17 protein-coding genes are annotated in these 18,711 nt (G+C 54.1%); 12 read left to right on the plus strand and 5 right to left on the minus strand.

Translation table 11 applies throughout. The annotated features are described in order from the left end of the window. Nucleotides 1-183: 183 nt before the first annotated feature. Nucleotides 184-885, plus strand: coding sequence for a cytochrome b/b6 domain-containing protein (locus ACTU44_RS08460; protein ID WP_462097193.1), 702 nt, complete (start codon nucleotides 184-186; stop codon nucleotides 883-885). Nucleotides 886-1,053: 168 nt separating this feature from the next. Here ACTU44_RS08460 and ACTU44_RS08465 read toward each other — a convergent pair whose 3' ends face one another. Next, nucleotides 1,054-1,518 carry a c-type cytochrome gene (locus ACTU44_RS08465; protein WP_114099310.1) on the minus strand — a complete coding sequence of 155 codons (465 nt, stop codon included), beginning with the start codon at nucleotides 1,516-1,518 and terminating at the stop codon, nucleotides 1,054-1,056. A gap of 194 nt (nucleotides 1,519-1,712) precedes the next feature. Between ACTU44_RS08465 and ACTU44_RS08470 the strand changes: the two genes are divergently transcribed. The 4 genes from ACTU44_RS08470 (at nucleotide 1,713) to ACTU44_RS08485 (ending at nucleotide 5,489) form a co-directional block, all read left to right on the plus strand. Further along, a complete protein-coding gene (locus tag ACTU44_RS08470) occupies nucleotides 1,713-3,230 on the plus strand; it encodes an NAD-dependent succinate-semialdehyde dehydrogenase (protein WP_462097194.1) in 1,518 nt (505 codons plus the stop codon). Nucleotides 3,231-3,739: 509 nt separating this feature from the next. Then, a complete protein-coding gene (locus tag ACTU44_RS08475; RefSeq protein ID WP_181850366.1) occupies nucleotides 3,740-3,901 on the plus strand; it encodes an RSP_7527 family protein in 162 nt (53 codons plus the stop codon). Nucleotides 3,902-4,064: 163 nt separating this feature from the next. Then, on the plus strand, nucleotides 4,065-4,853 hold the full coding sequence (locus ACTU44_RS08480; RefSeq protein WP_462097195.1) for an alpha/beta fold hydrolase: 789 nt from the start codon (nucleotides 4,065-4,067) through the stop codon (nucleotides 4,851-4,853). 21 nt (nucleotides 4,854-4,874) lie between these two features. Further along, nucleotides 4,875-5,489, plus strand: coding sequence for an NUDIX domain-containing protein (locus ACTU44_RS08485; RefSeq protein WP_462097196.1), 615 nt, complete (start codon nucleotides 4,875-4,877; stop codon nucleotides 5,487-5,489). Nucleotides 5,490-5,497: 8 nt separating this feature from the next. On the opposite strand, the gene ACTU44_RS08490 is transcribed toward ACTU44_RS08485, so the two are convergent. Then, nucleotides 5,498-6,238, minus strand: a complete 741-nt coding sequence (locus ACTU44_RS08490) for an SDR family NAD(P)-dependent oxidoreductase (RefSeq protein ID WP_462097197.1) — start codon at nucleotides 6,236-6,238, stop codon at nucleotides 5,498-5,500. A 281-nt stretch (nucleotides 6,239-6,519) separates the two neighbouring features. Between ACTU44_RS08490 and ACTU44_RS08495 the strand changes: the two genes are divergently transcribed. After that, the gene (locus ACTU44_RS08495) at nucleotides 6,520-7,308 is read left to right on the plus strand and encodes an acid phosphatase (protein ID WP_462097198.1); all 789 of its coding nucleotides are present in this window, start codon (nucleotides 6,520-6,522) and stop codon (nucleotides 7,306-7,308) included. Between the two features lie 79 nt (nucleotides 7,309-7,387). Here ACTU44_RS08495 and ACTU44_RS08500 read toward each other — a convergent pair whose 3' ends face one another. The 3 genes from ACTU44_RS08500 to ACTU44_RS08510 form a co-directional block, all read right to left on the minus strand. Then, the gene (locus ACTU44_RS08500; protein ID WP_462097199.1) at nucleotides 7,388-9,241 is read right to left on the minus strand and encodes a monovalent cation:proton antiporter-2 (CPA2) family protein; all 1,854 of its coding nucleotides are present in this window, start codon (nucleotides 9,239-9,241) and stop codon (nucleotides 7,388-7,390) included. 197 nt (nucleotides 9,242-9,438) lie between these two features. Beyond that, nucleotides 9,439-10,728, minus strand: a complete 1,290-nt coding sequence (locus tag ACTU44_RS08505; RefSeq protein WP_114099316.1) for a polyhydroxyalkanoate depolymerase — start codon at nucleotides 10,726-10,728, stop codon at nucleotides 9,439-9,441. Between the two features lie 708 nt (nucleotides 10,729-11,436). Continuing rightward, nucleotides 11,437-11,568 carry a hypothetical protein gene (locus tag ACTU44_RS08510; RefSeq protein WP_255355705.1) on the minus strand — a complete coding sequence of 44 codons (132 nt, stop codon included), beginning with the start codon at nucleotides 11,566-11,568 and terminating at the stop codon, nucleotides 11,437-11,439. A gap of 363 nt (nucleotides 11,569-11,931) precedes the next feature. On the opposite strand from ACTU44_RS08510, the gene ACTU44_RS08515 reads away from it, so the two are divergent. From ACTU44_RS08515 to ACTU44_RS08540, 6 genes are all read left to right on the plus strand, one after another. Further along, nucleotides 11,932-12,399: a hypothetical protein gene (locus tag ACTU44_RS08515; protein ID WP_114099317.1), complete on the plus strand. Its 468-nt coding sequence runs from the start codon at nucleotides 11,932-11,934 to the stop codon at nucleotides 12,397-12,399. A 549-nt stretch (nucleotides 12,400-12,948) separates the two neighbouring features. Beyond that, a complete protein-coding gene (gene zwf, locus ACTU44_RS08520; RefSeq protein WP_114099319.1) occupies nucleotides 12,949-14,436 on the plus strand; it encodes a glucose-6-phosphate dehydrogenase in 1,488 nt (495 codons plus the stop codon). A 70-nt stretch (nucleotides 14,437-14,506) separates the two neighbouring features. Further along, a complete protein-coding gene (pgl, locus tag ACTU44_RS08525; protein WP_114099320.1) occupies nucleotides 14,507-15,226 on the plus strand; it encodes a 6-phosphogluconolactonase in 720 nt (239 codons plus the stop codon). A 5-nt stretch (nucleotides 15,227-15,231) separates the two neighbouring features. Then, entirely contained in the window at nucleotides 15,232-17,064 is a 1,833-nt protein-coding gene (gene edd, locus ACTU44_RS08530) for a phosphogluconate dehydratase (protein WP_462097200.1), read from the plus strand. Beyond that, nucleotides 17,064-18,002 (plus strand): glucokinase, encoded by a 939-nt coding sequence (gene glk, locus ACTU44_RS08535; RefSeq protein ID WP_462097201.1) that lies wholly within the window; start codon nucleotides 17,064-17,066, stop codon nucleotides 18,000-18,002. The genes edd and glk overlap by 1 nt, the downstream gene beginning before the upstream one ends. Nucleotides 18,003-18,025: 23 nt before the next feature. Then, nucleotides 18,026-18,667, plus strand: a complete 642-nt coding sequence (locus tag ACTU44_RS08540; RefSeq protein WP_462097202.1) for a bifunctional 4-hydroxy-2-oxoglutarate aldolase/2-dehydro-3-deoxy-phosphogluconate aldolase — start codon at nucleotides 18,026-18,028, stop codon at nucleotides 18,665-18,667. Nucleotides 18,668-18,711: the final 44 nt, after the last annotated feature.

An 18,711-nucleotide genomic window follows, 5' to 3' on the forward strand; every position in this document is an offset into this window, starting at 1 on the left:
CAGTCCAAGTGATACTGCTTATGATAATGATTTTCAATTGAAGAATGGGTTTGTTGCGAAATATTCACGTTTTTTGAATGTGATACCCGCAAATTGATCTGGTCTTAAAGAAATGGCAGGGCATTATCAGTTTAAGCTGTGCAACAGACCGGACCAGAACTTCGTTACGCCAGGAGAGACCAGATGAGCCATCAGATGTCAGATCAAAAGAAAGTCAAACTCTGGGACTTCCCGGTGCGCCTGTTCCACTGGGCACTGGTTGTGGCCATTGTCACCGCATGGTGGACCAACCGGCAACTGATGATCGATATCCACGCCATTGCCGGATACAGCGTGCTGGCACTTGTTCTGTTTCGCATCATCTGGGGATTTGTCGGAAGTTCGAACGCGCGGTTCGGGTCTTTTATAAAGGGACCGGACAAGGTCATCGGATATGCGATTAAAATCCCGACTGGCTCGATGGCTGAACTGACCTATGCCGGGCATAATCCGGCCGGGGGCTGGATGGTTGTGGTTCTGATCGTTCTGGTCGCTATTCAGGCGATCAGTGGTCTTTTTGCCAGCGAAGACACCTTCCTGTTCTTTGACGGGCCGCTTGTTGCTCATGTCAGTTCCGATGTCGCGCGCATCATGAACTGGATCCATCGCACCAATATCAATCTGATTTACGTAATGGTCGGGCTGCATGTCTTTGCAGCCCTGTTCTACCTGGTGGCAAAGCGTGAAAACCTGATTGGTGCGATGGTAACAGGTGTGCGAACGGTGCCGGTAGAGCTGGCAGCCAGATTTGCACAAATCCGCTTTGCGTCCCCGGTTGTCGGAATTGCGATCCTGATTGTTTGCGGGTTGATCGTCTGGGGGATGGTTACGGTTGCGCGCGGCTAGAACTGTTCGTGTCACAGCATGAAAATCAAAGGCCACCAGTGCGATGCGCTAGTGGCCTTTTTGATTATATGCCCCCGATCCGGATTTTGGTGTGCTGAGCTATCAGCAGGGGGGAGAAAAAGCCGGATCAGGGACACTTGCCCCGGGGTAAGGGCGAGACAGATATGATTATTTCGACCGATAGGTGTCGTGGCATCCTTTGCAGGTCTTGCCAAGATCGCCCATCGCTGCACCCATTGCCGATTTGTCACCGGCAACAGCCGCCACGGCAAGGGCTGCTTCCCTGAGTTCCGGGAAACGACCGGAAAAATCATCCCAGTCGGTCCAGACTTTCTCGGTTGCGGTGGTTTTTACCGTCGCACCCGTTGTTTGGGGTTCGAAGGCGGCCGGGGCACTTGCTGCGGCAAAGGCAATGCCATTGGCAAGATTGCGCAAGACCGGATCAGGAAGATCACATTGTCCCTTAAGGTAACATCCAAGTGTTCCCATGGCGCCGCCAATCCCGTCCATCAACATCTGGCGGTTTTGTACGGCACCATTATCCATCATCTCGTCAGCGTTGGCATTGATCGGCATGATGCTGCCCGCGGCGATCATCGCGCCGAACAGTCCTGCAGTAACAAGGTGCTTCATGGCTTCTCTCTATTGTCGTTTGCGTGGTCTCTCTGATCGCGAAACAGGCGTTTGTTTCTTTTCTCTCTTGGAAGCATCTTGTTGCTTCATGCCTGTCGCTCAGCTTAGTGTCCCAGTTGCGCCCCTAAAACCGGAATCACAAGCGCGTGAGTAGAAAGATTTTTTCGACACATGCGTCAAAGGAACTACCAGATATGTCGACCGCCGCCCCACATGATGCTTCGACCGCCAATGAAACTGCCATCCGCGAAGGCCGTGCGCGTGCGCGCAGTCTTATCCGCGACTGGGACTTGAAACGTGCCTATATCAATGGTGTCTGGCAGGATGCCGACAGCAAGGAGGTCCTTGACGTCATTGACCCTGCGCGGGGCGATGTCATCGGGGCGGTTCCGTTCATGCGTACATCCGAGGCGCGCCGTGCAATCGATGCCGCCCATGATGCCTTTCCGGGCTGGTCGCGCCTGTTGGCCAAGGACCGCGCGGTCATGGTGCGGCGCTGGCGCGATCTGCTTGAAACCCATCAGGAAGACCTGGCTGCCCTTATCACGCTTGAGCAGGGTAAACCCTATGATCAGGCCCTGCGCGAAGTGATCGGGGCAATTGCCTATGCCGAATGGTATGGCGAAGAAGCCAAGCGCGCCTATGGTCAGACCATGCCGGCCACCCAGCGCGACCGCCGTGTCGTGGTGCAAAAGCATCCGGTGGGCGTGGTGGCGGCAATCACGCCATGGAACTTTCCGCTGACCATGGTTGTGCGTAAATGTGCGCCTGCCCTGGCCGCAGGCTGTACTGTTATTGTCAAACCGGCCGAAGATACGCCGCTTTCGGCATTGGCCGCAGCAAAGCTTGCCGAGCAGGCGGGTTTCCCTGCCGGGGTCTTTAACGTGGTGACGGGGCTTCCCCAACCGATTGCCGAGGCTCTGACAGGCGATGAACGCGTCCGGATGTTGTCCTTTACCGGGTCGACCGAAGTTGGCAAACGGCTGATGGTGCAATGTGCGCCCACCATGAAAAAGCTGTCGCTTGAGCTTGGCGGCAATGCACCGTTCATCGTTATGGATGATGCCGATATTGATGCCGCGGTTGCCGGGGCGATGATTTCGAAATTCCGCAATAGCGGCCAGACCTGCGTTTGTGCCAACCGCATCTTTGTCCAGGACAGTGTCTATGAGGCATTCGTTTCAAAGTTCGTTGCAGCCAGCAACGCACAGACCATCGGCAACGGCTTCGTGCCCGGAACGGATATCGGCCCGCTGATCAATCGTCAGGCGGTGGCCAAGGTCAAACGTCTGGTCGAGAATGCCCAGAAAGCCGGGGCGACACTGATTTATGGCGCAGAGATGCCGGGCGAAGGACATTTCGTCCGTCCGCTGGTGATGACGGATGTTCCCCATGATGCTGACTGTTTTGACGAGGAGCTGTTTGCCCCGGTCGCCCCGATTTACCGTTTCTCGACCGAGGATGAGGTGATCGAACTTGCCAACCGGGTGCGCACCGGCCTGTCATCCTATCTTTATAGCCGTGATATCGGCCGGGTTCAGCGGATTGCTGATCGTCTTGAGACTGGTGTTGTCGGGATCAATGACGGCACCACCAGCCATGAAGGCGCGCCTTTTGGCGGGGTAAAGGAAAGCGGGCAGGGCCGAGAAGGCGGTCATTGGGGGCTTGAGGAATATCTTGAACCCAAATACCTCAATTACGCGATTGGTTAGTGTGGACTGACGCGACCCCAAATACCGCTCAAATCACAGATCGGAAAACGGCAATTGCCTTCCTGGCTTTTGCCGTTTTTTGCTTTTGGCAAAGCCATGCAAAATTGTTTGGTCGGACTCCGGCGAAAAAACCGGATGATTTTAACGTATTTGGCAAAAAAATCGCGGTGCCCAAAGCTGTTTTTCGCATGGTTTCTTCTACTGGTTTATGGAAACGAGGCTCTGAACAAGGCAGAAATCTCTAATTAATCCAGTTCTGATGTCCGGCTGAAGCAGAGGCTTTTTGAAAATATCCAGCAAATCGAAGCTGTTATTTGTCATGATACATTCATGCGTTATGCGCATGCGGTAATTGTGGCGGTAATGTCTCACGTTATGCATAACGTGCATGGGTGGAGTGAAGAATCTCTTCTCGTGGGAATGTAAAAACAGGCGTACACCGGTTTTCAGAGAATGTAACGCAAAACCCAGACGCGATATGCGCGGGATGCTTTTGAAAGGAAACGGACATGAAAATGTATCGTGATTATGACCTGGTTGCCCTGCAGCGCGAAGCAGAACATCTCCGTGCGGCTGCAATGCGCAGCATGTTTCTGGCAGTCGTTCGCAAGGTTGCTGCACTGTTCGGTGCAAACCGTAAGCCGCATGGCGGCGTACCGGCTGGCGCATAAGTTCGCCCTCCAAAGAATTCCGGTGCCAGTTCGTCTGGTATCTTGAAAAACACCTCCGCAATCCTCCCATGCGGGGGTGTTTTCGTATGTATGCTTCACCTTCGGAGCCGAGCCGGTTATTAAGGGGGAATATCCCGCCTGAATTCCGGAGAAACTGGTTCTTATGAAACTCGCTCATTATGCCTTTGGTGAAGAAAATCGCGACAATGGAACCATTGTAATTGTCCATGGTCTGTTCGGGCAGGCCCGGAACTGGACCGCGATTGCCCGGCGTCTGGCGGAAAAATACCACGTGGTGACTGCGGATTTGCGCAACCATGGCCGGTCAGACTGGGATATGGAAATGACCTATCCCGCAATGGCATCCGACCTTGCCGAACTGATCCGCGATGTTTCTGATAAACCGGTTCATCTGGTCGGGCATTCGATGGGGGGGAAGGCATCGATGGTGCTGTCGCTGTCGAAAGATTCCGGTCTGGTGGCTGATCTGGTGATCGTCGATATCGCCCCGGTTCGCTACGAACACGATTACACCGGTTATATCAGTGCAATGCGCGGTGTCGATTTTGATGCGGTGACCCGCCGTGCCGAGGTCGAAGATGCCCTTTCATCGGGTGTCTCGGAAAAGGGTATCCGTCAGTTTCTCGCCCAGAATGTCACGACAGACAAGGATACCGGCAAAATGTCATGGCAAGTCAATATTGATGCCATGGCCGCCCATCTTGCTGACATTATTGGCTGGCCCGAGGGCGAGGTAGCCGGTTCCTATGACGGTGATGTTCTGTTTATCTCGGGTGCGAATTCCCACTATGTCGATCCCAAGGATCGCGATCATATCAAATCGCTGTTTCCCAAGGCCGCCTTTACCAGCATCAAGGGGGCGGGCCACTGGGTACATGCCGAAAAGCCCGATGCGGTTCTTTTGACCCTGTCTGCATTTTTGAACCGCTAGTTCGCAAAAGCCGGAGACACCATGTCAGATCTGCCCAAAGGCTGGTTGATCCCCGACCAGGACCATGTGCGTATTGATGATATCGAATGTCTGTCTGACAACTGGTATCACCTTTATCGCGTCAGTTTTGACCTGAAACGATCCGACGGGACGTGGCAGCACCAGACGCGCGAAGCCTATGAGCGCGGCAACGGGGCGGGCATTCTTCTTTATAACCGTGCGGACAGGACAGTGATCCTGACCCGGCAATTCCGGTTGCCGTCTTTTGTGAATGGCAATTCGGACGGCATGCTGATTGAAGTGCCGGCTGGCCTGCTTGATGATCGCGATCCCGCTGCCGCCGTCATTGCAGAGGTCGAGGAAGAAACAGGTTATCGTATCGGCAAGCCGGAAAAGGTCTTTGACCTTTTCATGAGCCCGGGCTCCGTGACTGAGCGTCTGCATCTGTTCGTTGCCGAGGTCACGCGCAATCACCGCGAAGGAGACGGCGGTGGCCTAAGGGACGAGGGTGAAGACATCCACGTTCTTGAGGTCAGCTATGACGATGTTCTTCCGATGATCTCCGATGGGCGGATCCGCGATGCCAAGACAATCATCTTGCTTCAGCATGCGCTTTTGACCGGATTGTTCGAATAGGCGCGTGCCTACCAGGGCAGTTCCTGTCCGTCATAGGCAAAGAAACCACCCGACTTGTCAGCAGCAAGGTTGTTAATCACGGCCAGCATGTTTGCACTAGCCTGCTCGGGGCTTTGAACATTCAGGCCCGATTTTGCAAATGGACCCGAAAGTCCGGTATCAACCGTGCCGGGATGCAGGGCAATACAGACCGCATCACGTTTGCTCCGGGCCAGTTCAATGGCGCTACACTTGACCAGCTGGTTCAGGGCGGCCTTGGCCGCACGATATCCGTACCATCCGCCCATCCGGTTATCGCCAATACTGCCAACCTTGGCCGACAGGGTTGCGAAAACCGATTTGCCGTTGCGTGCTAAAAGCGGACAGAAATGCTTCATCAGCAAGGCCGGACCAATGGCATTGATCTGAAACTGCTTGGCCATGTAGTCGGCATTAATCTGGCGCAGGGACTTTTCGGGCTGAAACACCTCGTCATGCAGATAGCCGGTCGCATCAATGATCAGAACGATGTCACATCCCAGATCAGCCGATTGCCGCCTGGCATCCTCGGCACAGCGGGCAACGGTTTCCACATTCTCGAAATCAAGACCCGGTTCGGTTTTCCGTCCATATTCCAGAACACGGGCAAAGTGCCCGGATGCTTTCAAATGGGCCACAAATGCCCGGCCAATGCCCCCGGTTGCACCAATCACAATGGCAATATCATTTCGGGCAAAGCTTTGCAGAGTAACGGGGGATGTATCGGACATGACAGACCTTGCAATGGTTCTTTCTTCCCTTACGCAAAGATCCGATGTCCGGTTCAGATAGGTGACGTTGAAGCGTGTGTAATATGAGTCATATTTGACGCATTCGGTTCTCCTTTTGGGTTGAATTTGTCCCAAGTGATTATCTGTAAAAGAAGACTACGTGTATTAAAAATATATTTAAATCAAATGCTTAACTTGTTTTTTCTATAATTCCCTTCTTGGCATTGTGATTGCTATTCCCTTGTCGCCGAGCAATTCGGTAAACGTTCAAGGAGGAAAAAATGCAAGAAACAAAACAACAAAATCTGCATCACCTGGGCTACGTATCGCGCAATCATTTCGCGAAAGTCAAAATGCTCGGGGTCGTTGTTGCTGCACTGGCATTCAGTGTGCCATTGTCATCGCATGCATCTGATGTGATGGATGGGGCTGTGATTGTCAAAGACGTCAAAGTCTATATTGATCCGGCAAAATTTGACTCGACCCTGTATCTGGCACCTCCACCAAAAGGCATATTTGCTGAGGATGACCTTGATATCGTCCTGAAGTGGCAGGAACGCCGCACACAGGAACTCGAACAACAGGCAATCCGTGATTCCGAGCAAAGCGTCTTTAACTGGGACGATGTGCTTGGTGCGGATTGGAAAGCCGAGAACTTCCCGATTGCCAAGCAGTTCTTCCACCAAGTCTATAAGACCGAAAGCAACCTGAACAAGCAGGGTAAGGAAAAATGGGATCGTGCGCGTCCGGGCACGGTCAGCGATAAGGTGTCGGCAGTTTCCGAATTTAAAAACTATGGATCATATCCAAGCGGTCATTCGGCATTCTCGCATTTCACCGCAATTGTTCTGGCCGACATGATCCCCGAACGGCGCGATGAAATCATGCAGCGTGGCTGGGACCTTGCCTATAACCGGGTGATTGGCGGAGTCCACTTCCCAAGTGACATCGAAGCGGGACGTTTGCTGGGCGCGATTTGCGCGGTCATGGTGCGCGACAATCCGGCCTTTATTGCCGATTTCGACGAAGCCAAAGCCGAAGTCCGCAAGGGCCTTGGTCTTGGCATGTAAAGATATGCGGACTTTAAAAGCCTGATCAGTAAGGCAGGAACCGCATAGAAATGTGCGGTTCCTGTTTGTCTTTGCGGTATCAGGTTTTCTCGGAAAGGGGAGTATTCTCTGTTTCTTCAGGTTCCCCGCGCTCGTCGCGCATGATTTCAAACAATGTCTCGTTCTGGGCGCGCAAGGTGTCGATATAGCCTTTGTCAACGCCATGTTCGTTCCAGCGGGTGCGCAGTTTTTCAAGCGTTTCGAAATCATGTTTGCGGAAAGCCGTTTTCTTGCGATCTGCGCGTGCTGGCGACAGGCCAAGCTCGACAAGGGCATCGCGTCCAAGATTAAGCGCACTTTCAAACGTTTCACGCTGGACGCAATGGGCCCCGGCATTTTCAAGCTCATAGACATGATGGCGGTCAAGGGCGCGGGCCAGAATGCGCACATTTGGATAATGTTTGGCGACGTGGGTCACCAGTTCGGTCAGGTTGTCACGGCCATCGATTGCGGCCACAAACAGCTTGGCATTGGCAATACCGGTGGTGTGCAAAAGATCGGGGCGTGTTGCATCCCCGAAATAGGCGCGGAACCCGACCCGGCCAAGCCGTTCAATCAGTTCGGGATCGTGGTCAAGAACCACGACATTGTAGCCATTGGTACCCAGAAGACGGGTGATGATCTGGCCAAAACGGCCGATACCCGCGACAACGATATCGCCAGGGGCTTCGATTTTATCGGCCTCGCGTGTGCCGGCATTGACCAGACGCGGCGCAAGAAAACGCTCGTGAATGATAAAGGCAACCGGGGTCAGAAACATTGTCAGGGCGACGGCAAGTGTCATTTTCTGGGCAAGTTCGGATGGCAATACCCCGACACCATAGGCCATGCCAAACAGCACAAAGGCAAATTCCCCGGCCTGTGCCAGACCAAGCGAGAACAGCATCCGGTCCGCGCCACACATGCGGACAATGGTTGCAATCGCAAACAGCACAACAGACTTCGCCGCCATGATGCCAAGGGCAATACCGATCAGGGTGCCGGGTTGATCAAAGAACAGATTGAAATCGATGCCAGCACCAACCGTCAGGAAAAACAGGCCAAGCAACAGTCCCTTGAACGGTTCAATGTCGCTTTCAAGTTCGTGGCGATATTCACTGTCAGACAGCACGACACCGGCAAGGAAAGTGCCAAGTGCGGGGCTAAGGCCGATTGCATTCATCAAAAGTGCGGTGCCAACCACCAGCAACAAGGCCGCCGCAGTAAAGATTTCGCGCAAGTGTGATTTGGCAATAAAGCGAAAGATCGGCTGGATCAGATAGCGTCCACCAATGACGATCGAGGCAATCGCACCGATAATCACAACGGGTTGCGCCCAGTCCGGCACCAGATCAAGCAATATGCTGCCATGCCCGGTATCATGGGCGATACCTGATCCGTGTGCTGTCACCGCAAGCAGGGGGATGATTGCCAGCATCGGGATCACGGCAACATCCTGTGTCAGCAAAACCGCAAACGAACTCTTGCCTCCTACCGTACCAAGCCAGCCTTTTTCACCAAGTGTTTGCAGAACAATCGCCGTTGATGACAGGGCAAGGATCATACCGATGGCAACAGATTGCTGCCAGTCCAGCCCGAACACCATGCAGGCCGCGGCAATCAGGCCGGTGGTTGCCAGTACCTGAAGACCACCAAGGCCAATCAGTTGTCCGCGCATCGACCACAACATCGCCGGACGCAATTCCAGACCGACAAGAAACAGCATCATTACAACGCCAAACTCGGCAAAGTGTTGCAGGTCGGCGGCTTCGGCGCCAACGATGCCCAGAACCGGGCCGATCATCACACCGGCAATCAGATATCCAAGGACGGAGCCCAGACCCAGACGCTGGGCAATCGGCACAGCAATCACGGCAGCTACAAGATAGATGAAAGCAGAGGACAGAATTTCCATCAAGGAGGCTCCGGCACGGTCAAGCGGGATGATCAAACACGGCATTCTCGCATAAGCATCAAGCTTTTGGTGGCTTTTTTGAAGGGCTTTGGGGGTGGCAGGCGTTACATATCGGGAAAAAAATCTGGAGAGCACCAAACAAAAAAGCCGCCCGTTTTACGGGGCGGCTTTTGATCATTGGTCTGGCTGACGCGCGATTATTCAGCCGCGTTGATATGGGTAACATTGGGTGCGCTGCGCGCGCCTTTGCCCTCATGATCGTGACGGCGGATGAAATCCTTGATGCGCGGGCTGATCTGTTCGCGCCAGCGACGACCGTTAAAGACGCCGTAATGGCCGACACCCTGTTGCAGGTGATGCATACGCATGCTGTCGGGCAGGTTGCTGCACAGCTTATGTGCCGCGCGGGTCTGGCCCATGCCGGTAATATCGTCGCGCTCGCCTTCGACGGTCAGAAGGGCGGTTTTGGTAATCGCAGACGGATCAACCGGGACACCCTGCCAGCGCATGGTGCCTTCGGGCAGGCTGTGTTCATGGAACACGACCTTAAGGGTCTGCAGATAGAATTCCGCCGTCATATCCATGACTGCCAGATATTCCTGATAGAAAGACCGCTTTGCGTCAGCGCTTTCGCCGTCGCCTTCAACCAGATGCAGGAACATGTCGTGATGGGCCGATACATGGCGGTCCCAGTTCATGCTCATGAAACCGGCCAGCTGCATGAAGCCTGGATAGACACGGCGCATGACACCGGCATGGGGCAGGGGCACATGCGAAAGCACGTGATGTTCAAACCAGTCAAGGCTGTGCTGCTTGGCGAAATTATTGACCTCGGTCGGGTTTTCGCGGGTATCGATCGGGCCACCCATCAGTGTCATCGATGCAGGCTGGCATTTCTCGTTACCGGCAGCCATCAGGGAGGCGGCGGCAACAACCGGCACAGAGGGCTGACACACCGCGATCATATGGGTGTTCGGGCCAAGCTTGCGCAGGAAGCGCATCAGGTAATCAATATAGCTATCAAGATCGAAGTGGCCCTGATGGACCGGAACCGTACGCGCATCAATCCAGTCAGTGATGTAAACATCATGATCGGGAAGCAATGCCTCGACCGTGCCGCGCAGAAGTGTTGAAAAATGCCCGGAAAGCGGCGCGACAAGAAGCACGCGCGGGTCATCGGGCTGGGTCTTGAGATGGTCGGTTTCGCGCTTGAAATGCAGCAGGTCGCAAAAAGCTTCGCTATGGACGATTTCTTCGGTGATCGGAACCGTTTCGCCATCAATAACCGTGCTTTCCAAACCGAATTCCGGCTTGCCATAACGGTGGGTGAAATGGGTGAACACGTCACATGCTGCGGCAGCTGCCCGACCCTGATGGGTATAGGACAACGGGTTTGCCGGATTGCGCAGCCACTTTTTGCTGGCATCGGCTGCCATGCGAAGCGGGCTTATTGTGGCGTGCTGCAATTCGTAAAGGTGATACAGCATTTATTCTCACTCCCGGGTGACGGACCATTGGGCATCGCCACCGACCTGGTTACGGCTTTCATCCTGTTTCTTGTCGCAAGGCAGTTGTTCTGCGATATGCGATTTGGTCTTATCGGGGTTCTGTGCGCAGCATCCGTTTTGACTGGTGCGTGTCTGATAGATCGCAAAGGGTGCGAATATCCTGGCAACAGAAATCCCATAATTGCTTCAAAGCCTACGATAGTTAAGCTTACTTGCAATAGCCATAAAGTATGATGAAAGTCCAAATTATCGTTTTCTGCTTTGATTCAAACGAAATTTGGGCGTTCTGTCGAGTTAAATTTTGCAATGCAGCGTAAGTTGTTGCGTCGCAATAAGTGTTTTAAGCTTGAAATGGTCGTCAGCGCCGCTGTCAAACCCGCCAGATCGAAGCGCCAAAAGACTCGTCTGTCGATCCGGTTTTTCTTTCCGGATCCTTCGCCAATGCTGTGTGCCACCAAAAGAAAAGGCGCTGCCAGGGGAATGGCAGCGCCAAGTCGTGCGGAGTACATTATAGGCGGTAACTGAGGCCCAATCGGGAAGACGGGCATTTGGGAAGCTCTGGCCGACAGGCGGGACAGGGTTTGGGTGCGGGGTTGCCTGCCGGCCAGATGCCCGTGATGGACTGAAGCGACGGTGGCTTAAGGTCCGGGCCTCACAGATTTCAAGTCGATTTCAATAGGGAACTTTTCAGACAAGACCACGAAGGCTCTGTGCCATGCCCAAGGCGATCACAAACAGGAAGAAACCTGTACTGCCGACAATCGCAACGGTGCTGCAAAGCTCATTCAGGCGGGTCGGGTTTTCGATCAATTTGTGCATGGGATGTCCTCCTCAATCTGTCTGGGGAAAACATACTGTTCTGATTTTGTTCCTGCAAGAACAAAATTGGAACAAATTGGGATGATTGTCTTTATATTATTGAAAATAAACGATTTTATGTCGATCTTAAATGTTCTCATTTTGGCGGGTGAATGAGAACATCTGCTTGGATTGTTGAGACTCGGGTTGAACAGAGGGCGCAGAAAACTGCGCTTCTGGGCGAGTCCTCATGTTTCTGAAACGGTTGGCGGGATATACGGCTTGAAAAGGGAACACTGGCCTTATCCGGGCGCTATGAATTTGTTATGCCTTTATGCATACTTTAGAAATTTAAAACGGTGCGTCTCAAACTGGAGGTGGTGTATGGGCAAGGACAGTAAACTGACCGAAGCGCAAGTCGAGTTCTACTCAGATAAGCTTTGCTTCCTGTGGGAGCAGTATATGAAATTTCTTGGAGTTGGCATCATCGCCTCGGGCGCTACTTTGGGATTGCTCGCAAATGCAGCCACGCAGAGATTGGTAACACAGGAGATATCTCTGGTATTCAGTCTGGCAATTGGCCTGGCCGGTATCGGTGGTGCATGTTTTCTGGGGTGCCGGTGGATGTGCCAGATTGTGATGGAGCGTCAGATTTATGCTGATCCCAAGGTTGCCAAAGAATACTTTGCGTTGGTGAACACATCCGAGCCATCAGCGCTGAAATATGAGTCGCGTGTAGAATTCTACTACTGGCTCAATAACCGGGTGAAGTTTGTAGCTGCAGGCTGCCTAATCTCCTCTTGGATCTGCGCAATCTGGGCGGTCATTTACGTGGTGGTTACGGCGGCATAGATCTAAACCCTGTGACCGATTTTTTTAATGACTCAAATAGTTGATTTTTTCTTCTTACATCTGCGTGCTGTAAGGTTGTATTGTTGGACTTGATTTCGGCTGTTGTGGAACGTGTTTCGCAACAAATTGTTACGGTTCAACCAGATTCCGGTAAAGCGACCGGTTTTGCGTTTGATCGCAGTGGTCTTGCCCCCAGAGATCGTGTAACAGTGCGCCTAAAGCCGTCACTTCGCAGCCTTGCTGATCAGGACACAGCAGCGCTGTCTGGAACGGTCGGGAAGGTCAGACATTCAAACATTGCCATGGGTGCTTGCCCGCCGGAAATGTTTCAGACGCAGAAATGCATCATGTTTACCATCCCGAATATGCCCGCTTTGCATCATGTATGGCCTGTCCATATCTGTGCAGAAGGGCGAAAGCACAAGCCGCATCGGGAAAACCCGATGTTGTTATCACGGCAAATGCCGTGTCCCGGTAGCCTGCCAGGATCATCTGATCCGGGGTCCCACCTTGGCGACGGGAAGGAAACGTTGGAAGGCTAAGGGCAGAATGAGACAAAGGCTTAAGCATCGTATCGCTGATATCGTGATTTTCGGTGGGACCGGAGATTTGGCGTTACGGAAACTGTTCCCCGCACTCTATGAAATGGAACGTACCGGGCGTTTCGATGATGAAACCCGCATCTTTGGCGCTTCGCGCAGCGAACATAGCGACGAGGAATTCCGCTCCAAACTGGAAGAAGCCGGGAAAAAGTTCATCCCCAAGGGCGAGTTTGACGCCAAAATCTGGACCAAATTCGCAAGCCGCATCGGCTATGTGCAGGTCTCTGCCGATGACGAGGCGGGCTTCAAGCTTCTGTATGACAAACTGTCCGATCAGCCTGATCGTGACCGTGTCTATTATTTCTCGACCAGCCCGGCGTTGTTTGCCGATATGGCCTTTAACCTGAAAAAGGTTGGTCTGGTCACACCGAATTCCCGTGTCGTGCTTGAAAAGCCGCTGGGCCACGATCTTGAAAGCTGCCGTGAAATCAACGGCCAGATCGGTGATGTCTTTGACGAGAACCAGATTTTCCGTATCGATCATTATCTTGGCAAGGAAACGGTGCAGAACCTGATGATTCTGCGCTTTGCCAATGCGATGTTCGAACCGCTCTGGAACAGTGCACATATCGATCACGTTCAGATCACAGTGGGCGAGGAAGTCGGTGTCGAAGGACGCTGGTCCTATTATGACGATGCCGGTGCGATGCGCGACATGGTCCAGAACCATATGTTGCAGTTGCTGTGCCTTGTTGCGATGGAACCGCCCTATGTCCTTGATCAGGACGCGGTGCGTGATGAAAAGGTCAAGGTCCTTAAGGCCCTGCAACCGATCACGGATGCCAATATCGATACCGCAACCGTGCGCGGTCAGTATCGCAAGGGCGCTGTCGGTGGCAAGGAAGTGCCGGGCTACCTTGAAGAAGAAGGTGCCAATGTCGATAGCACCACCGAAACCTTTGTCGCAATTCGGGCAGAGCTCAATAACTGGCGCTGGGCCGGGGTTCCGTTCTATCTGCGCACGGGGAAACGCCTTCCGAAACGTCATTCGGAAATCGTGATCCAGTTCCGCGACGTGCCCCATCAGATTTTCCCGCTGGCAAAATCCATGACCAACTATCAGGCCAACAAGCTGGTTCTGCGCCTGCAGCCTGATGACGGTATCCATCTGGTTTTGAACAACAAGAACCCGGGGCCGGGGCTTGTGCGTTTGCGCCCGACGGCACTTAACCTGTCATTCGCCGAGGCCTTTGGTGGCCGAAGCCCGGATGCCTATGAGCGTCTGTTGCTTGATGCGATTGATGGCAACAACACGCTGTTTGTACGTCGTGACGAACAGGACATTGCCTGGCAGTGGGTCGATGCCATTCAGGAAGCCTGGCAGAACAACCATGTTACGCCCAAAGGCTACACTTCTGGAACGTGGGGCCCGTCAGCAGCCATTGCGCTGATTGAACGTGATGGACGGACCTGGAACGAAGAAGCCGGGTTCTAGGAATGATGTTGCCCCGGCTTTGATGCCGGGGTGCCACATATTCCCCATGACCCCAATTCGGGAAGAGAACATGATTAACGAACGCATTTTCAAAAGCGGCGATGACATGCTTGCGGCAATGGTCAAGGAAACCATCGAGCGGCTGGAATTTGCCATTGCCACCCGAGGCCATGCCAGCATTGCTGTTGCCGGTGGCCGGTTCCCCAAGCCGCTTTTCCAGACCCTTTCAACCGCGCGCCTTGACTGGTCAAAGGTAACCGTCACCCTTGGCGATGATCGCTGGGTGGGGCTTGACGATGACCAGTCCAATGAGAAGCTGGTGCGCGATAACCTGTTTATCAACGAAGCCCAGAATGCGCGCTTTGTGTCGCTGAAAACATCCGACAGCAACCCCGAAGACGCAATTGCAACGGTTAGCGCCCGTCTGCGTACCGAAATGCACTGGCCGCTTGATATTGTCTTTTTGGGGATGGGGGATGACGGTCATACCGCATCACTTTTCCCGTCCTCAACGCCCGAAGCCCTGCGCAAGGGGCTTTATCCCGAACATGGCGAGGTGGTCGCCGCTGCACGCCCGACCGTATCCCCGGTCCCGCGCATCAGCATGACTTTACCCGCCATCCTTAACGCCCGGTATATAGGTATCCATATTACCGGACAGTCCAAATGGTCGACCTTTGAAACCGCGAAAAACGGCACAGATATCGAAGAGATGCCAGTTCGCGCAATTTTGCAGCAGACTGACGTCCCCGTCGATCTGTGGTGGAGCGCCGAGAACCCGAAAGGCTGAGCCCCATGAAACGTGAAATAGAACAGATTACAAAACGCATTATCGAGCGTTCCAAACCAACCCGCGAAGCCTATCTTGCCAAGATCGAAGCAGCAGCTTCTGATCGCCCGCATCGCTCTTCGCTGTCTTGTGGTAACCTTGCCCATGCCTCGGCAGGCTGTGGCGCAGCTGAAAAGGCCCGCATCAATGGGGACGAGGGTGCCAATCTTGGTATCGTGACGTCCTATAATGACATGCTTTCGGCCCATCAGCCGCTTGGTGTCTATCCGGACCTGATCAAAAAGGCCGTGTTTGAAGCTGGAGCAACCGCACAGGTTGCCGGTGGCGTTCCGGCCATGTGTGACGGCGTGACACAGGGCCGTCCGGGCATGGAGCTTAGCTTGTTCTCGCGCGACGTGATCGCGATGTCGACGGCGGTTTCCCTGTCTCATGACGTCTTTGATGGCGCGCTGTATCTTGGTGTTTGCGACAAGATCGTGCCGGGTCTTGTCATGGGCGCACTTTCCTATGGCCATATTCCGGCGGTGTTTGTCCCGGCCGGTCCGATGCCGTCGGGTTTGCCCAACAATGAAAAGGCCCGCATTCGTCAGCTTTATGCTCAGGGCAAGGTTGGTCGCAAGGAACTGTTGGAGGCCGAAACCGCATCCTATCACAGCCCGGGCACCTGCACCTTCTACGGGACGGCAAACTCCAACCAGATGCTGATGGAAGTCATGGGCTTGCATCTTCCCGGTGCGGCATTTGTCAATCCGAATACCGAACTGCGTGATGCGCTTACCGAAGAGGCCGCACGCCGCGCCCTTCAGATCACCAGGCTTGGCAATGATTACCGCCCGATTGGCAAGATTCTTGACGAAAAGGCCTTTGTGAACGGCATCGTCGGTCTGCTTGCGACCGGTGGTTCGACCAACCATACCCTGCATCTGCCCGCCATGGCGCGGGCGGCTGGTATCGAACTGCGCTGGGACGATTTTGACGAACTGTCACGTATTGTGCCGCTTCTGTGCCGTGTTTATCCGAACGGTCAGGCTGATGTGAATCATTTCCACGCTGCGGGTGGCATGGGCTTTGTGATTTCCGATCTTCTGAAAAACGGCATCCTGCATCCGGATCTCGAAACCATCCATAACGGTGGCATGGCCGCATATGGTACCGAGCCGTATCTTGATAATGGCAAGCTTGCATGGCGAGATGCCCCGGCAAACAGCCATGATGAAGAAATCCTGCGTCCGACCGAAAAGGCATTCAGTGCCGATGGCGGTCTGCGTATGCTTTCGGGCAATCTTGGCCGTTCGGTGATCAAGGTATCCGCTGTTAAGCCGGAAAACCGCGTGATCGAGGCTCCGGCAGCGGTGTTCACATCCCAGGAAGCCATGATGGATGCCTTCAAGGAAGGCAAACTGCATCGTGACGTGGTTTGTGTTGTGCGTTTCCAGGGACCGAAAGCCAATGGTATGCCTGAACTGCATAAACTGACCCCGCCGCTGGGTGTGCTTCAGGATCTTGGCTACAAGGTGGCTCTGGTTACCGATGGCCGTATGTCTGGTGCATCGGGCAAGGTTCCGGCTGCCATTCATGTGACGCCCGAAGCCATGATGAATGGCCCGATTGCCAAGGTGAAAGACGGCGACATCATTCGTCTGGATGCTGAAACCGGCGAGTTGCTTTTGAACGTGACCGAGGCCGAATTGGCCAAGCGTGATTTCGCGACCTTTGACAACAAGGCCGAACATCAGGACGGCTTTGGCCGTGAAATGTTCGGTGTGTTCCGCGAACATGTTGGCCTGGCAGAATTGGGTGCCAGTGCCGCCTTCCCGGGGGAGGCTGAAGTCGCGTAATGATGCTGGTTGGTGATATCGGCGGGACCAATGCCCGCTTTGCCTGGCTGGACGAGGCAGGCAATCCCCATACACCGATGACATTGCCGGTGCGCGAATATGCGACCATCGGCGATGCCATGCGGGACTTTATGGTCAAGACCGACTGTTCGGATTTGCGTGAATTTGCTGTCGCGGTGGCATGCCCTGCCATGGCCGACACGATCAAGTTCACCAATAACCCGTGGGTGTTTTCCAAAGAGGCACTCAAGGCCGAATTCAATCTGGACCGCCTTGTTGTGGTCAATGATTTCACCGGTCTTGCCATGTCTGTGCCGTATCTGGGCGACGAAGACCTGATCACGCTGTTTGATGGTCCGGGACGCCCGGGATTGCCATTGGCAGTGATCGGGGCCGGAACCGGGCTTGGTGTGTCGGGATTGCTGCCCCATGAAGGGCACTGGTTGCCAATTCAGGGCGAAGGCGGACATGTGTCCCTGCCTGCGGTTGACGATCTTGATTATGAGATCGTCAAATTCCTGACCGGGGAACTGGGCCGTGTGTCGGCCGAACGTATCCTGTCGGGCATGGGGATTGAAAACCTGTATCGTGCATTGGCGGCGATTGATGGTGTTACGGTGGTCCCCAAAACCGCAGCCGAGGTTGTTGATGGTGCGCTTAAGGATGGTGACCCGCTTTGCCTTAAGGTGCTGGAACGGTTCTGCCTGTTCATGGGCGGGGTTGCAGGGGATCTTGTCCTGACGCTTGGTGCCTTTGACGGGGTCTTTATCGGTGGCGGCATCGGCCCGCGCATTGCCGACTATATGAAACAAAGCGGCCTGAAAGAGCGCATGATCGCCAAGGGCCGTTTCCATGATTTGATGAATGATGTGCCGGTGCGCCTGATGACGGCGAAATACCCGGCCCTGCTCGGTTGCGCCAAGATTTTGACGGCCTGACCGGGAAACTGGAGGAATAGTTTATGAGCCTTTCATCGCGTGAAATTCTGTCCAAAGCCCCGGTGGTGCCGGTTCTGGTGATCGAAGATGTTAACGATGCCGTGCCGCTCGCCAAGGCACTGGTTGCCGGTGGTCTGCCGGTGCTTGAAATCACCTTGCGTTCCGACGCAGCCGAGGAAAGCATCAAACGCATCATCGCCGAAGTCCCTGATGCCATCACCGGTGCCGGAACCGTGGTCAATGCCAAACAGATGGAACGCATGGCCGAAATCGGTTGTGCCTTTGCTGTTTCGCCGGGCCATACGGAAAGCTTGCTCAAGGCAGCAGCCGACACCGGATGTCCGTTGCTTCCCGGTGCCGGGACGCCGTCCGAAATCATGAACCTGATGGATCATGGCTATGACACATTGAAGTTCTTCCCGGCAGAACAGCAGGGCGGTGTTTCGATGCTCAAGGCGATTTCAGGTCCGCTGCCACAGGTTAAATTCTGCCCGACCGGTGGTGTGTCGCTGTCCAATCTGGCCGATTATCTGGCCCTGCCAAACATCATCACGGTGGGCGGTTCGTGGGTCGCGCCCAAGGATGCGGTCAAGGCCGGTGACTGGACAACCATCACCCGACTGGCACAGGAAGCAACCGACCGGGTCAATGCCCTGCGCGGGTAAAATAACAAATCCTCATACAAATAAAAAAGGGACCCGTTCGGGTC

The sequence above is a fragment of the Thalassospira sp. SM2505 genome (genome assembly GCF_054901115.1).